Origin of the sequence: Chitinophaga sp. CF418, from assembly GCF_900142925.1 — a bacterium.
GTDB lineage: Bacteria > Bacteroidota > Bacteroidia > Chitinophagales > Chitinophagaceae > Chitinophaga.
In genome coordinates this window covers 222,118-238,143 of sequence record NZ_FRCN01000004.1, presented here as the reverse complement: position 1 = coordinate 238,143, position 16,026 = coordinate 222,118, and the positions used below count along the sequence as shown (strand labels likewise).

At 44.0% G+C, this 16,026-nt stretch carries 13 protein-coding genes; 7 read left to right on the top strand and 6 right to left on the bottom strand.

The genetic code is table 11. The features are described from left to right. Positions 1-81 precede the first annotated feature (81 nt). The 3 genes from F3I09_RS11080 (at position 82) to F3I09_RS11070 (ending at position 3,540) form a co-directional block, all read left to right on the top strand. Entirely contained in the window at positions 82-1,449 is a 1,368-nt protein-coding gene (locus F3I09_RS11080; RefSeq protein ID WP_149695105.1) for a dicarboxylate/amino acid:cation symporter, read from the top strand. A 128-nt stretch (positions 1,450-1,577) separates the two neighbouring features. Beyond that, complete coding sequence (locus F3I09_RS11075; RefSeq protein WP_149695104.1) at positions 1,578-2,243, top strand: DedA family protein; 666 nt, start codon at positions 1,578-1,580, stop codon at positions 2,241-2,243. Further along, positions 2,236-3,540: an MFS transporter gene (locus tag F3I09_RS11070; RefSeq protein WP_223233212.1), complete on the top strand. Its 1,305-nt coding sequence runs from the start codon at positions 2,236-2,238 to the stop codon at positions 3,538-3,540. Before F3I09_RS11075 ends, F3I09_RS11070 begins: the two co-directional genes overlap by 8 nt. A gap of 35 nt (positions 3,541-3,575) precedes the next feature. Here F3I09_RS11070 and F3I09_RS11065 read toward each other — a convergent pair whose 3' ends face one another. The 3 genes from F3I09_RS11065 to F3I09_RS11055 all read right to left on the bottom strand — a co-directional run bounded on the left by F3I09_RS11065 (position 3,576) and on the right by F3I09_RS11055 (position 5,818). Then, positions 3,576-4,037, bottom strand: a complete 462-nt coding sequence (locus F3I09_RS11065; RefSeq protein ID WP_149695103.1) for a MarR family winged helix-turn-helix transcriptional regulator — start codon at positions 4,035-4,037, stop codon at positions 3,576-3,578. A 254-nt stretch (positions 4,038-4,291) separates the two neighbouring features. Next, positions 4,292-5,230: a malate dehydrogenase gene (mdh, locus tag F3I09_RS11060; RefSeq protein ID WP_149695102.1), complete on the bottom strand. Its 939-nt coding sequence runs from the start codon at positions 5,228-5,230 to the stop codon at positions 4,292-4,294. A 78-nt stretch (positions 5,231-5,308) separates the two neighbouring features. After that, positions 5,309-5,818, bottom strand: a complete 510-nt coding sequence (locus F3I09_RS11055; protein ID WP_149695101.1) for a peroxiredoxin — start codon at positions 5,816-5,818, stop codon at positions 5,309-5,311. 365 nt (positions 5,819-6,183) lie between these two features. Between F3I09_RS11055 and efp the strand changes: the two genes are divergently transcribed. The 3 genes from efp to accC all read left to right on the top strand — a co-directional run bounded on the left by efp (position 6,184) and on the right by accC (position 8,728). Beyond that, positions 6,184-6,750: an elongation factor P gene (gene efp, locus F3I09_RS11050; protein WP_149695100.1), complete on the top strand. Its 567-nt coding sequence runs from the start codon at positions 6,184-6,186 to the stop codon at positions 6,748-6,750. 54 nt (positions 6,751-6,804) lie between these two features. Continuing rightward, entirely contained in the window at positions 6,805-7,281 is a 477-nt protein-coding gene (gene accB, locus F3I09_RS11045; RefSeq protein WP_149695099.1) for an acetyl-CoA carboxylase biotin carboxyl carrier protein, read from the top strand. Positions 7,282-7,390: 109 nt separating this feature from the next. After that, positions 7,391-8,728, top strand: a complete 1,338-nt coding sequence (gene accC / locus F3I09_RS11040) for an acetyl-CoA carboxylase biotin carboxylase subunit (protein ID WP_149695098.1) — start codon at positions 7,391-7,393, stop codon at positions 8,726-8,728. Between the two features lie 78 nt (positions 8,729-8,806). On the opposite strand, the gene F3I09_RS11035 is transcribed toward accC, so the two are convergent. After that, the gene (locus tag F3I09_RS11035) at positions 8,807-9,073 is read right to left on the bottom strand and encodes a hypothetical protein (protein ID WP_149695097.1); all 267 of its coding nucleotides are present in this window, start codon (positions 9,071-9,073) and stop codon (positions 8,807-8,809) included. Between the two features lie 52 nt (positions 9,074-9,125). Continuing rightward, positions 9,126-11,324, bottom strand: a complete 2,199-nt coding sequence (locus tag F3I09_RS11030; RefSeq protein WP_149695096.1) for a glutamine synthetase III — start codon at positions 11,322-11,324, stop codon at positions 9,126-9,128. A 363-nt stretch (positions 11,325-11,687) separates the two neighbouring features. On the opposite strand from F3I09_RS11030, the gene purL reads away from it, so the two are divergent. Then, positions 11,688-13,943, top strand: coding sequence for a phosphoribosylformylglycinamidine synthase subunit PurL (gene purL / locus F3I09_RS11025; protein WP_149695095.1), 2,256 nt, complete (start codon positions 11,688-11,690; stop codon positions 13,941-13,943). A 786-nt stretch (positions 13,944-14,729) separates the two neighbouring features. Here purL and F3I09_RS11020 read toward each other — a convergent pair. Further along, positions 14,730-15,977, bottom strand: a complete 1,248-nt coding sequence (locus F3I09_RS11020) for a pyridoxal phosphate-dependent aminotransferase family protein (RefSeq protein WP_149695094.1) — start codon at positions 15,975-15,977, stop codon at positions 14,730-14,732. Between the last annotated feature and the right edge of the window lie 49 nt (positions 15,978-16,026).

Below are 16,026 nucleotides of genomic sequence, written 5' to 3'. Positions count from 1 at the left end.
TCACAACTTTACAGTACTAACCTTATTTTTGGGGAATTTTAGCGTTTAGCACAAATATTAATAGTAATTAAAAGGCTTTGCATGAAGAGATCCAACCGGCTTACACTATTTATTTTCATAGCCATGGTATTGGGAATCCTGACAGGATACATTGTGAACGTTTCCTATACCGATACCTATGGTGGCGGAAATGCCGGACAGATGGTCTCCGCTGATAACGGTTCCCTGGGCAACACTGCCGGATATATTATTGGTCTCTCTACCGGTAAAGGCAGTACCGGGGAAGCTACCATCAGAAAATTTGCTGACAACATTTCTATTCTGACTGATATATTTCTGCGGCTGGTAAAAATGATCATTGCTCCCCTGGTATTTTCTACACTAGTGGTAGGAGTGGCAAAACTGGGTGACATTAAGGCGGTGGGCCGTATTGGTGGTAAAACCATGTTATGGTTTATTTCAGCTACTTTTATTTCCCTTTTCCTGGGACTGATGCTGGTGAATATTCTGCAACCAGGTCATTCTTTGAACCTGCCGATACCGGATTCTCACGCCAGTAGTGGTGTGGCTGCTGCCGCTATGACCTTGAAAGGCTTCTTTCAGCATGTATTCCCCGATAGTGTGATCGATGCGATGGCGCATAACGAGATCTTACAGATCGTTGTATTCTCACTTTTCTTTGGCGTAGCTACGGCAGCGGTGGGTGAGTTTGGGGCTGTCGTGGTAAAATTCATGGACAGCGTAGCCCATATCATGTTGAAAGTAACAGGTTATGTGATGAATTTTGCTCCTTTTGCAGTATTCGGTGCTATGGCAGCAATCATCTCTCAGAAAGGACTTACTATTTTGCTGACCTATGGCAAATTCATAGGACAATTTTACATGGGCCTTGTCACTTTATGGATAGTATTGGCTTTGGTTGGATTCCTGATACTCGGACGCCGGGTGTTTACATTACTCGGTCTGATAAAAGATCCCCTGTTACTGGCCTTTAGTACTGCCAGCAGTGAAGCTGCCTATCCCCGCACAATGGAAGAGCTGGAAAAATTCGGTTGTGATAACCGCATTGTTAGTTTCGTACTGCCTTTAGGTTATTCCTTTAACCTGGATGGCTCCATGATGTATATGACCTTTGCCAGCCTGTTCATTGCCCAGGCTTATAATATGCATCTGGGTTTTGAACAGCAGATTTCTATGTTACTTGTATTAATGATCACCAGCAAAGGTATAGCCGGGGTACCCAGGGCCTCTCTGGTGGTGATCGCCGGTACACTTTCAATGTTCAATATTCCTGAAGCCGGATTACTACTTTTGCTTGGGGTAGATCACTTACTTGATATGGGACGCTCTGCTACGAATGTTATTGGTAATGCAATGGCAACCGCAGTGGTATCCAAATGGGAAAATTCCCTGGCAGATGTACCTGCCTCCCAGTTAAAGGAAGTATAACAATTCAATAACAGTTTTATGCTTACTTTGCCCAGAGTCTGTGTGGTGTTGAACATTTTGTTCAGTGCTGACAGAAGGCAGTGTAAGCGCCTATATTAGTATCTGATTTTGAGATTATTAAAGTATATATGGACCAGTTTATAGAGTTATTCAAGCACCTTATTAACCCACATTGGATCATTGATCACGGTGGCCTGTATTTATTATTGCTGATCATATTTGCTGAAACAGGGCTTTTTGTTGGTTTTTTCCTGCCTGGAGATTCCCTGCTTTTCGTAGCTGGTATATATGGTGGTTTACTGAGTGAAAGCTTTTTTAATGTTCCTTTCTTCCTCATTATGGTAATGATCTCCATAGCAGGGGTATTGGGAAATTTCGTGGGCTTCTGGTTTGGCATTAAGTCGGGGCCATTACTTTTTAATAGAAAAGATACTTTCTTCTTTAAGCGGAAGCACCTATACCAGGCTAAAGAATTCTATGATAAATATGGCGGCGGCGCCATATTTCTGGCCCGTTTCCTGCCTATTATCCGGACTTTCGCACCTATTGTGGCCGGTATTGTGCAAATGGAAAGGAAGAGATTTATGTTCTTTAATATTATCAGCTCCTTCTGCTGGGTATTTTCTATGATGCTGGCAGGTCATTACCTGGATAAATTCTTTCCGACACTAAAAGAACATCTGGAACTTATTGTAATTATATTAATAATTATTACTACATTACCTGTTATTATTAAACTGGTTTTTGGTAAAGCAAAACATCCGCATCCTACTCATACCGATGTGAATGAATAAACAGGCACCCGTTATGCAATCCGGTAACCGTTCCGCTTCGATCTTTAATGTCGCAGTGATAGTAGCTTCTCTGGGATATTTCGTCGATATCTATGATCTGTTATTATTTACGATCCTGAGAGTGCCCAGTCTGAAAGACCTGGGAGTGCCTCAGTCGGAAATTGACTCGGGTGTAGGTATGTTACTAATAAATGTACAGATGGCCGGATTGCTCGTAGGAGGGATCTTCTGGGGAATTGTCGGAGACAAGAAAGGTCGTCTGAAGGTATTGTTTGGTTCCATATTACTTTATTCGATTGCGAATATTGCCAATGGGTTTGTGACTGGCACGACCGGTTACCTGTTCTGGCGTTTCGTTGCGGGATTGGGGCTTGCCGGGGAATTAGGCGCCGGTATTACACTGGTAGCTGAAATATTACCAAAAGAAAAGAGAGGGTACGGCACTATGATAGTTGCCACCGTAGGCGTTTCGGGGGCTGTTGCTGCAAATTTTATTGCCAAGGTAGTGCCAGACTGGCGTTACTGTTATTTTATTGGAGGTGGATTAGGCCTGTTACTGCTGATTTTACGTATCAGCGTAATGGAATCGCATATGTTCAACAAGACAGTAGAGAAAAATGCGGTGGGAAGGGGAGAGTTCCTCGCCTTGTTTAATAACAGAGAACGCTTTTTCCGATATTTGAAATGCGTGTTACTTGGTGCTCCCACCTGGTTTGTGGTAGGGATATTAGTAGCATTCTCCAATAAATTCGCTGTTGAAATGGGAGTGAAGTCCCCAATTAACCCGGGAGATGCAGTGGCATTTTGTTATGCCGGGCTGGTGCTCGGGGATTTTTCCAGCGGTTTACTCAGCCAGATACTAAAAAGCCGGCGGAAAGTGATGATGATCTTCCTGTCTTTGACTTCCATCTGCGTCTTTTTCTATCTTAATCTCCATGGTGCAGAAAAGTGGCTTTTCTATACAGTCTGTTTCATACTTGGTTTCAGTGTAGGCTTCTGGGCTATTTTTGTTACGATAGCTGCGGAAAGTTTTGGTACCAATCTCAGGGCTACAGTTGCCATTACGGTGCCCAACTTTGCACGTGGGATGCTGCCACTGATCACCATGCTGTTTGCTTTCGCTCAACACTATTTTAGTTACCTGCAAAGCGGAGCCCTTGTTGCAGTGATTTGTATCGCTGCTTCGTTGATAGCATCGTATACTGTAGAAGAAACTTTTGGGAAGGACCTTAATTACGTGGAAGACATAAACTACACTGAAGAAGATAAAGACATAAAAAAACTTTCAGCTGATTGAGTACTTGTACTCACCAGGCCGGTAGTTTTCTTACGCTAATAGCGTGTCAGGATCTTATCGAGGAGTATGTTTAGCTGTAACGCTTCCTCTTCCGTCAATGATAATTTCAGGGAATCTTCAAGATCCGGAAGGTCTACGTCCATTACTTTAAGTAAGGCTAATCCTTTCTCTGTGATCTGTACGTCCACAGCTCTGCGGTCCACTTCACTGCTCTTCCGTTCCACTAATCCAGCCTTACGCAAGCGCTCAACCAGTCGCGAAACATCACTCATTTTATCCAGCATTCTCTCTTTTAAAGTATTGATATTAGCAGCTTTAGGGTGTTGACCACGTAATATTCTCAATATGTTATACTGCTGCATGGTGATGTCAAACTTCTTGAAGAATTGTTGGTGACGTGACACGATCCAGTTGCCTACGAAAATGAGACCTATTAACCCTTTATTATACTCGCTGGTAAATGTTTTCTGCGAGATCAGCTTTTCTATGTTTGACATAAGTGAGAATATAGTCGGGTTAAAAATACGAATACCAATCATGCATTTGGCAAACAAAACATCACGTTTTGTATAATAACCGTTGAAACGAATGTAACAAATCTTTTCAGAGCCCGAAAGGATTTATTCCTGGGAATAGTAAGAGGGGAGGGGGGAGAGAGACATAGGACATTCCCGGGATGACATTAAAAAGGCTGACTGATAGCCGGATCATTTTTGGCTATTAGTCAGCCTTTTATATTAGGATGAATATATTATGCAATCACTTTCATGTTGTCCAATACATCCATAACTTCTTTAACGTGGATGGCAGAAGTTGCCAGTAAGGCCTTCTCGCTGTCATTGAGTTGTAATTCGAGGATCTTTTCGATACCGTTTTTACCCAGTACTACAGGAACGCCCAGGTATATGTCTTTCAGTCCATATTCACCGGTCAGCCATGCGCAGCAGGGGAATATCCTTTTTTCGTCTTTCAATATTGCTTCCACCATTTGTGCAGCAGCTGCGCCAGGAGCATACCAGGCGGAAGTACCCAGCAAGTTCACGATTTCGCCGCCACCTACCTTGGTGCGTTGTATAATAGCTTCCAGTTTATCAGGAGCAACAAGTTCTGTAACAGGAATACCTGATACGGTAGTATAACGAGGTAGTGGTACCATGGTATCTCCGTGTCCTCCCATCAGGATAGCCTGAATGTCTTTGGGGGAACAGCCGATCTCCTCTGCAAGGAATGCACGGTAACGGGCGGTATCAAGGATGCCCGCCATACCAAACACCTTACTGCTGTCTTTCTGGGCAGTCAGGTAGGCGCAATAAGTCATCACGTCCAGCGGATTACTTACTACTATAATAATGGCGTCAGGAGAATGCTTGATAATGCTTTCGGTAACCGATTTTACAATATTGGCATTGGTAGAGATGAGGTCATCCCTGCTCATGCCGGGTTTGCGGGGCAACCCTGAAGTGATGACTACTACATCACTACCAGCGGTTTTGAGATAATCATTCGTGACACCCGTTATCCTGGTGCTATAGTAATCAATCGGGGCCTGCTGCCAGCTATCCAACGCCTTTCCTTCTGCGGTGCCTTCTTTAATATCCAACAACACAACCTCCTGCAAAAAATCTCTGTGGGCCAGTACATTAGCACAGGTTGCGCCTACATTACCAGCTCCTACGACAGTAACTTTCATCGTTTGTATTAAGTTTTAAGGTGAAGAATATGAGGATAAACAAATGTAACCAATAGCCACTGAAACAGGCCCGCAATGTTAATTCAGATATTCCTGCAGCTGTTCCAGTTTCACGGTGCCTTCAAAGCCTTTCACGAACTGTTGTTTTTTGTCATAAATGAACAGTCCGGGGAAGTAATGCAGGTTATAGAAATACATGATCTGACGGGTCGGCTCGCTGGCCATTATAATATTGGGGTAGTTCTGGATGTTATAATTATTATAATACACCTTCATCTGTTCTGGTTGAAAAGGCGTGATCATAAGGATCTGTGTTTTTTTGAACTTGTCGATGTTCTTCAGCACCTCTTCCGTCAGATGCTTACAGTGGTCGCAATCTACGCTAAAAACAAAAACAATTGTCCTGACGTTCTTTCTCAGGTCATTTTTGGTAATAATGTGGCCGTCGGGCAATGTAAGCGGGAAAGATGGTACTATCGGATACTGAAGATAGGCAGGCTGATCCTTGGGCACAGACACCGTCCTGGTTTGAGCTTGTAACAGGAATGTCAGGCAACAGCAACATAAAAGGAACAGATAACGTCTCATAAGTCTGATTTTTGAACGCTTGATTTTTGTACAAAACTAAAGGTATCGAATTTTGTAATAGTCTATAAACCAAAGCCAGGAGTATTCGAACCTTTATTTTGAACGGTTTCTTTACTTAAAAAAGGACTATTCCGGGGCACTGGAAGGTAAGTATGGACATACTTGCCATTTTTTTATAAAAAAATTACTAGATTACCCTTCCTTACACTATGTTTGCATTCCTAAAAAAAATAATAGGTAAGAATAGGGTCTCTATATAACACTAAAACAAATTAGGAAGCAATCAGTTCCATGAGGGATTTTGCCAGAATGAATTACTTTTGCAGTCCTAATGTATTTTTAACTTTAAATTTAAGTATCCTTTTATGGCTACCACTGCAGATATCAGAACAGGATTAATCATTAAGCTGGAAAACAGCTTATATTCTGTTGTAGAGTTTGGTCAGAACAAAACAGCCCGTGCAGCAGCTAAAGTATGGGCTAAGCTGAAAGGTGTTGACAATAGCAGGTCTATTGAACATACCTGGAACTCCGGCGACACAATATACCCTGTACGTGTTGAAAAGAAAACTTACCAGTTTTTATACCAGGATGACAGTGGGTTCAATTTCATGGATAATGAGACTTTTGAGCAGATCGCACTGCCCGAGTCAATGATCGATGCTCCTCAGTTCCTGAAAGAAGGCCAGGAAGTAGCCGTAGCCATTAATACAGAGACCGAGCAACCTATGAGCGTTGAATTGCCTGACAAGATCGTTGTAAAAGTTACTTACTCCGAGCCTGGTCTGAAAGGTGATACCGCTACCCGTACACTTAAGCCTGCCACAGTTGAAACCGGTGCCACAGTGAACGTTCCCCTGTTTGTAAACGAGGGAGAACTGATCAGGGTAAACACCAAGAATGGTGAATACATCGAAAGAGTAAAAGAATAGTTTTAGTCCATATATTATCTACTTACAAGCATTTCTAAACCAAAAACTGTCTACATGGATTTTAAACAGATTCAGGAGCTGGTAAAGATGGTCAACAAGTCCAACATCAGTGAACTGAGCATAGAGCAGGACAAGTTTAAGATTACAATAAAGCAAAAAGATAACGAGCAACCAGTGTATACTGTTCCAGCAGTAGCACCTGTTTATCAACCAGTGCCTCAGGCGGCTCCTGTAGCTCAGGCTCCACAGGCAGCTCCGGCAGAAGCTAAAGCAGCTGAAGCTAAGGCAGACAACCTGGTAACCATCAAGTCTCCTATGATCGGTACTTTCTACCGCAGTCCTGGTCCTGACAAGCCTTCTTTCGTGAATGTAGGCGATGATGTAGCTCCCGGTAAAGTAGTTTGTATCATTGAAGCGATGAAGCTCTTCAACGAGATCGAGAGTGAAGTAAGTGGTAAAATCGTAAAGGTACTGGTTGACGACGCTTCCCCTGTGGAATATGATCAGCCTTTGTTTTTGGTAGAACCTTAATTTTTATTTAAAAGGTTGGAATATTATGAGGAGAAAAGGAGACTTATCTGCCTCATAGTTTTCCAACCTTTTAGATTTATTACTCTTTTCTTTAACCTATTGAAAAAACATGTTCAAGAAAATATTGATTGCCAACCGTGGAGAGATAGCCTTGCGTATTATTCGCACCTGTAAAGAAATGGGCATCAAAACGGTGGCTGTTTATTCTACTGCGGATAAAGACAGCCTGCATGTGAAGTTCGCAGATGAAGCCGTATGTATAGGTAAACCACAGAGCAGCGAATCCTATCTTAATATACCTCACCTGATGGCAGCAGCAGAGATCACCAATGCTGATGCTATCCACCCTGGTTATGGCTTCCTCGCAGAGAATGCACGTTTTGCAGAGATCTGCGGAGAGCACGGCATTAAATTCATCGGCCCCACTCCGGAGATGATCCGCAAAATGGGAGATAAGATGACAGCCAAAGAAACCATGATCGCTGCCGGCGTACCGGTTATCCCAGGTTCTGGTGGCCTTCTGCAGAACCTTGACGAAGCTAAGAAACTGTCAAAAGAAATGGGCCTCCCTATTATCCTGAAAGCTACCGCCGGTGGTGGTGGTAAAGGGATGCGTGTAGTATGGAAAGATGAAGAGCTGGAGAACGCCTACAACATGGCTAAAAATGAAGCCCGCGCTGCTTTCAATAACGATGGTATCTACATGGAGAAATTCGTGGAAGAGCCCCGTCACATTGAAATCCAGGTAGCAGGTGACCAATATGGTAAAGTGTGCCACCTGAGTGAGCGTGATTGCTCTATTCAGCGTCGTCACCAGAAACTGGTGGAAGAATCTCCTTCCCCATTCATGACTCCCGAACTACGTGAAAAGATGGGTGAAGCAGCTATCAAGGCTGCTGCCGCTATCAATTACGAAAGTGTTGGTACCATTGAGTTCCTGGTGGATAAACACCGTAACTTCTACTTCATGGAAATGAATACCCGTATCCAGGTAGAACATGGTGTGACCGAAGAGGTGATCAATTTTGACCTGATTAAGGAACAAATTAAGATCGCTGCCGGTATTCCTATCTCCGGTAAGAACTATACTCCGGAAATGCACGTAATCGAATGCCGTATCAACGCGGAAGATCCTTACAATGATTTCCGTCCATCTCCCGGTAAGATCACTACCCTGCATATTCCAGGCGGTCATGGCGTGCGTGTAGATTCCCACATCTATGCCGGTTACGTTATTCCTCCGTACTATGACTCCATGGTGGCGAAACTGATCACCATTGCGCAGACTCGTGAAGAAGCGATCAATACCATGGAACGTGCGCTGAGCGAGTTTGTGATCGAAGGTGTGAAGACTACCATACCTTTCCATCAGCAGCTGATGCGTGATGAGAATTTCCGTAAGGGTAACTTTACAACCAAATTCACGGAAACTTTCAAACTGGTTTAATCTATCAGTGCGATATAAAGAAAGCCGGCTTGTCTCAGACAGGCCGGCTTTTCTGTTTTAAGCAATCTGCCTGTATTGCTATTTATATTTATAAGTAATCTTCACATTAGTCAGATAAGTATCCAGGAAAAGAACCGTTTTGCCTTTTGGATCATCGGGGAATTGCAGCGGAAGACCGTATTTATTGTAAGTGACGGCATTCCGGGTATTGTTCTCGCTATAATCGCGGGTAAGTAACTGCCAAACCTTATTCGTTCGCAGGAAATTGACCTTGTTGTCATAAGACCTGTAATAAATGCTATCCAGACTTGGGCCCAGCGATCCCAGGCCGTTATGAAAACACAAAGCCCCGGGTAAATACCCGGGGCTAATCATACACCAAAACAATCTTACGGTTTTATCGCAAGAAAAGCAGCTCTCTGTACTTAGGCAGTGCCCATTGTTTGTCATCTACAAGGAACTCCAGTTTATCCGCGTGGTAACGGATAACATCAAAGTACGGCTTAATTTTATCACAATAATCTATAGCTTTCTGGCGGCTGTCAGTAACTTTATTAGCTACTTTACGCGCTTCAATCATAGCCTGTACATTCTCACTGATGACGTTAATATGTTCAGCTATTTTTGCGGCGATCTGGGTTTGCGCTTTAACAGCGTTGTCACCGAGACCTATGCCTTTCAGACCGTTAATATTGATAATCAGACTATTCAGATAGTTAATCGCTGAAGGCAGGATCGTGTTGGTAGCCAGATCTCCGATTACACGGGCTTCGATCTGAACTTTCTTCACATAATCTTCGAGCAGGATCTCATGACGGGCATGTAATTCTTTCTCGTTATAAACACCTACCTCAGTGAACAGTTTTGCTGCTTTTTCAGTAACGTAAGCATCCAGTGCCTTAGGAGTGGTTTTTACATTGGCAAGACCTCTCTTTTCAGCTTCTTTTTCCCATTCTTCACTGTAACCGTCACCTTCAAACAAAACTTTTTCCGAATCTACAATATATTTCCGAAGAGTTTGCATAATCGCAATCTCTTTTTTCTCGCCTTTTTCGATCAGGGCATCAACTTCAATTTTGAAGTTAGCCAGTGTTTTAGCTACGATAGTATTCAACACGGTCATAGCGGAAGCGCAGTTTGCGGAAGAACCAACGGCACGGAACTCAAACTTATTACCGGTGAAGGCAAAAGGTGAGGTACGGTTACGGTCAGTATTATCCAGCAGCAGCTCAGGAATATGACGGTGCAGGTCCAGTTTCAGGATAGCTTCGTCCTGCTCATCGAACTTGTTGCTCACGCGGGTCTTAACTTCCTGCAGTACATCGTACAGGTATTTACCGGAGAAAACAGAGATGATAGCCGGAGGCGCTTCGTTGGCACCCAGACGGAAGTCATTGCTTGGAGAAGCGATGGAAGCTCTCAGAAGGTCTGCGTAGTCATGAACGGCCTTGATCGTGTTAACGAAGAAGGTCAGGAACATCAGGTTGGTCTTCGGCGTTTTACCCGGAGCCAGCAGGTTCACACCGGTATCTGTAGCCATGCTCCAGTTGTTGTGTTTACCTGAACCGTTGATGCCTGCAAATGGTTTCTCATGCAGTAACACTCTCAGCTTATGACGTTTTGCCACTTTAGTCATTACGTCCATCAGCAGGGAGTTGTGGTCAACTGCGATGTTTACTTCTTCAAATATAGGAGCACACTCGAACTGAGAAGGTGCAACCTCGTTGTGACGGGTTCTTAAAGGAATACCCAGTTTGTAAGACTCTTCTTCGAAATCGCGCATGAAAGAATATGCACGCTCAGGAATTGAACCGAAGTAATGGTCTTCCAGCTGCTGACCTTTGGATGGAGCGTGACCAACTACAGTACGGCCACACATTACCAGGTCCGGACGGGCGTTAGCCAGACTTTCGTCTACCAGGAAGTATTCCTGTTCCCATCCCAAAGTAGCTGTAACTTTGGTTACATTTTTATCAAAGTAGTTACATACGTCTACTGCAGCTTTATCCAATGCAGAAAGAGCTTTCAGCAGCGGGGCCTTGTAGTCCAGTGATTCACCGGTGTACGCAACAAATATAGTAGGAATGCAAAGTGTTTTACCGTGACCCTGCTCCAGGATAAAAGGAGGAGAAGATGGGTCCCATGCAGTATAACCACGAGCTTCGAAAGTAGCGCGCAGACCGCCGTTAGGGAAGCTGGAAGCATCAGGCTCCTGCTGTACCAGCGCGTCGCCGTCAAAGGTTTCGAGGGCAGAGCCATCGCCTTTCAGTGTAAAGAAAGAATCATGTTTTTCAGCTGTAGTGCCGGTTAAAGGCTGGAACCAGTGGGTATAGTGGGTAACGCCTTTTTTCATTGCCCATTGTTTCAGACCAGAGGCGATCTGCTCGGACATCTTACGATCGATCTTAGTGCCAGATTTGATGGAGTTCATTAAGCTTTTGTAAGCCTCATCACTCAGATTCTCGCGAACTACTTTTCCTGCGAATACATTGCTGCCGAACACTTCGGTGATCTTGTTACCGTTCAGTTGTTCAGGCCTGATTTTTAAATCAACACCAGAAAGGTTTTCCAGTGCGGTGAAGCGTAACGATTGCATGCTGTAAATAATTTTACACAAAAGAACGCTGTTGCGCTAACATAAGCAAGAATTAAGTTGATTTTAACTAAAAAATTACATTTAGTAGATAAAAAGGTTAAATTTTTTAATTTTTGAATAAAAAATGAATAGTCAGTCCTATCTAAACTGATATATTTAAAATAATATAATTCGTTATTACTGCATAGATGTTGCACTGTCTGATGATTCAGAGGATTACAATATATAATATGATAGGGGAAGTAGCAACGATTGTTTTACCTGCCAGGGCCTGTAATTGCCAGATATCCTTTGTCAATTGCAGGAAAAACCTGTAGGTTTGCATCTTCTTTTTTTATCTATCGTACTTATACATTCAGTTACATGCAAACTAACGTAGAAACTACAGATAAGTTTTCCCAAACTACTGTTGAAACTGCCGAACAACTTGGTCTCACAGCAGACGAATTTGAGCGTATAAAGGGCATCCTGGGCCGCACGCCCAATTTCACAGAATTAAGTATGTACTCTGTAATGTGGAGTGAACATTGCAGTTACAAGAACTCAATTGTCTGGTTGAAATCACTGCCCCGTGATGGTGAACGCTTGCTGGTAAAGGCTGGTGAAGAAAATGCCGGCCTGGTGGACATCGGCGATGGTTACGCCTGTGTGTTCAAGATAGAATCTCACAACCACCCTTCCGCTATTGAACCTTTCCAGGGCGCGGCTACCGGCGTGGGCGGGATCCACCGTGACATCTTCACCATGGGTGCACGTCCTATCGCAGCGCTGAACTCTCTGCGTTTCGGGAATATCAATGATAAAAAAACACAACATCTTATTAAAGGGATTGTTCACGGTATCGGTCATTACGGTAACTGTTTCGGTGTGCCTACCGTTGGTGGTGAAGCATATTTCGAAGATTGTTACGGTACTAACCCATTGGTGAACGCAATGAGCGTTGGTGTTGTAAAAGTAGGACAGACAGTGTCTGCTACTTCCTATGGCGCCGGTAACCCTGTTTTCATCGTAGGTTCTGCTACGGGTAAAGACGGAATCGGGGGCGCATCTTTCGCAAGTGCCAACATTACTGAAGACAGCGTGGAAGACCTGCCTTCAGTTCAGGTAGGAGATCCTTTCCAGGAAAAGAAACTGCTGGAAGCATGTCTTGAGATCATCCCGACAGGCGCTCTGGTAGGTATGCAGGATATGGGTGCTGCCGGTATCACCTGTTCTACCGCAGAGATGAGTGCAAAAGGTGAACATGGTATGATTATTCACCTGGATAAAGTACCTACCCGACAGGAAAACATGAAAGCCTGGGAAATGCTGCTCAGCGAAAGCCAGGAAAGAATGCTGATCGTGCTGCACAAAGGCAAGGAAGCTGAAGTCCTGAAAATATTTGAGAAATGGGACCTGCACTGTGTACAGATCGGTGAAGTCACAACTGAAAAGCAACTGAAGTTCTATCTGAACGGTCACCTGGAAGCGGATGTTCCTGCTGAAAGCCTGGTACTGGGCGGTGGCGCTCCTCAATATCACCGCGCTTATACAGAGCCTGCGTACTTCGAGAAGGTTAAATCTTTCGATATCCATAAAATACCTGATACCCTGCATCCCCGATTTGCTGCAGAAAGACTGGTAAAACTGCCAAACATTGCTTCCAAACGCTGGATCTATACCCAGTATGACAGCATGGTAGGTACTGCAAATGCCAGCACCAACGCACCAAGTGATGCTGCTATCGTTACTGTAAAAGGTACCAAAAAAGCCCTTGCAGTGACTACAGACTGTAACAGCCGTTACGTATATGCAGATCCGCATGTAGGTGGCCAGATAGCTGTAGCAGAAGCAGCACGTAATATCGTATGTAGCGGTGGAGAGCCCGTGGCTATCACCAACTGTCTGAACTTCGGTAATCCTTATGATCCGGAAGTGTACTATCAGTTCGTACATGCGATCAAGGGAATGGGTGAAGCCTGCCGTAAATTCAATACGCCCGTTACCGGTGGTAACGTGAGCTTCTATAACCAGTCACCTGATGGTCCGGTGTATCCTACTCCAACTATCGGTATGCTGGGTATACTGGATGATATGTCTCAGCGGATCACCCTCAACTTCAAACAGGAAGGTGACCTGGTTTACCTGCTGGGCCGCAGCCGTAATGATATCAGCAGCTCTGAATACCTGCACAAACTGATCGGCATTGAGCATAGTCCTGCTCCTCACTTCCACCTGGAAGAAGAGCAGCGTCTCCATCATACTATCACCAAACTGAATAAAGCCGGCATCATACAGTCAGCGCACGACGTAAGCGAAGGTGGTCTCTTCATCTCCCTGCTGGAAAGCGCGATGTCTTCCGGATTAGGCTTTGATGTACATACTAACCAGAACTTCCGTAAGGATGCCTACCTGTTTGGTGAAGCCCAGAGTCGCGCGGTAGTGACTATCAGACCGGAAGACAAGGAGAAATTTGACGCTATCTTACACAGCGTGATCGATGCAACTGAACATTCTGTGAAAGTTGAAAAGATCGGTGTGGTGAAAGGAGAGCAAATTGTAATTGATAACGAAGATTGGGGTACAGTTGCCAGCTGGAAACAACCTTATGACATTGCTATAGAGTCTCATTTACAATAATAAGTGGTACTTAAAAAAGTAAGAGGTGTAACATATATCCCACATGGGTGTTATGTTACACCTCTTCACATTTTATAGCTGTTCATCATACACTTATAACAATTGGGGAATTGGGGAATGCCCGTCAATAAAGGGTTTGACAAAAGGAGGGTGTTTATTGTACGCTTAATTCCTTTTAACAACTCATTAACAAAATCCCATCTTTGTGTGAATTTATATCACACGGCTTAAACTATTTTTGATAAAGAGAAATGCGAATACACCGGGTCCGATAAAAAGGACCAAGTCCAATAATATTTATCCCGTGGAATCAGATTGATTCCCGTCCTATGAAAGCCAATGCCAATATTTATCCCCGGAATTAAAAGGATTCCGGTCCTATGAAATCCAGAAATCAGAACAATTATTATCCCTGGAACCGAATGGCTCCAGACCTATGAAACCAGTTTATTTATCCCAGGAATCCGTAGGATTCCTAATTCTATGAAGACCAATTGTTCTACCATGTCCTAATGAAAGCTAAGTGAAACTTACACCTAGTGAGAAAGAACGATTTGTTGTGAAGCCCCTCGTATAAACGAGGGGTTTACTTTTTTGTCTCAGTTCCAGTATAAACGCAAAAGTTATGCCAGTTAGTATAGGCATGCCCGTGAAATTTTCTTTTGATCTTATTAATTAATCACCTGTTACTCACTATTGTTTCCGTATCTCATTAGTTCTTCCGGTAAAAAGAAAGCCCGGATCATGTGATCCAGGCCTTTTTTATACGCTAGTGATATGTGTACCTTATACCATTGGTATTTCAGCTACTTCATATACTTTCTTATCCAGTTTCTCTTTTGTTTCGCTGAATGCTTTCAATGTCAGCTCGATATCTTCGTCGGTATGGGCTGCTGTCGGGATCAGACGGTAGATGATCTGTCCTTTAGGGATAACAGGATATACCACGATAGAACAGAAGATATTGTAGTTCTCACGCAGGTCCAGACACATTGCAGTTGCTTCCGGAATATCTCCCTGCAGGTAGATTGGCGTTACAGGTGAATTGGTTCTGCCGATATTGAAACCGCGGTCACGCAGACCTTTCTGCAGTTTGTTCACATTTTCCCACAGTTTGTTCTTCAGGTCTGTGTTTTTGCGCATCAGCTCAACGCGTTTCAGGTGTCCGATTACCAGCGGCAATGGAATTGATTTTGCGAAGATCTGGGAACGCATGTTATAGCGCAGGTAGTTGATGATAGCTTTATCACCGCTCATGAAAGCGCCGATGGAAGCACCTGATTTTGCAAAGGTATTGAACAGCAGGTCGATCTTGTCCTGAACGCCCTGTTCTTCACCTGTACCGGCGCCGGTTTTACCCATGGTGCCAAATCCATGTGCATCATCTACCAAGAAACGAAACTCATATTTCTCTTTCAGCGCAGCAATTTCTTTCAGTTTACCCTGATCGCCAGCCATACCAAACACACCCTCAGTTACCACCAGGATGCCACCAGTACCGCCATTGGCTTTAATCAGCTCTTCCGCGCGTTTCAACTGTTTTTCACAGTCTTCAATGTCGTTGTGTTTGAATACATAACGGTGTCCCTGGTGCAGGCGCAGACCATCAATGATGCTTGCATGGCACTCAGCATCGTAAACGATCACATCGCGACGGCTACAGATAGCATCGATCGCACTCATAATCCCCTGGTAACCATAGTTAAGAAGCGTAGTATCTTCCTTACCCATGAATTCGGATAATTCTTTTTCCAGCTTTTCGTGGAAGTTGGTATTCCCACTCATCATACGGGCTCCCATTGGGGTGGCGAGACCATAATCCGCCGCTGCTTTGGCATCAGTAGCACGTACCTCAGGATGGTTGGCAAGGCCCAGGTAGTTATTCAGGCTCCAAACAATTTTCTCATTACCCCTGAACTTCATGCGGGGACCAATCTCACCTTCCAGCTTGGGGAAAGCAAAGTAGCCATGGGCTCTGTCAGAGTGTTCGCCTATAGGGCCCATGTGCTTAAGCAGTTTCTCAAAAATATCCATATGTTAAATAATAATTAAGAGTGATCATTGAAAACCCGCACAAAGGTAT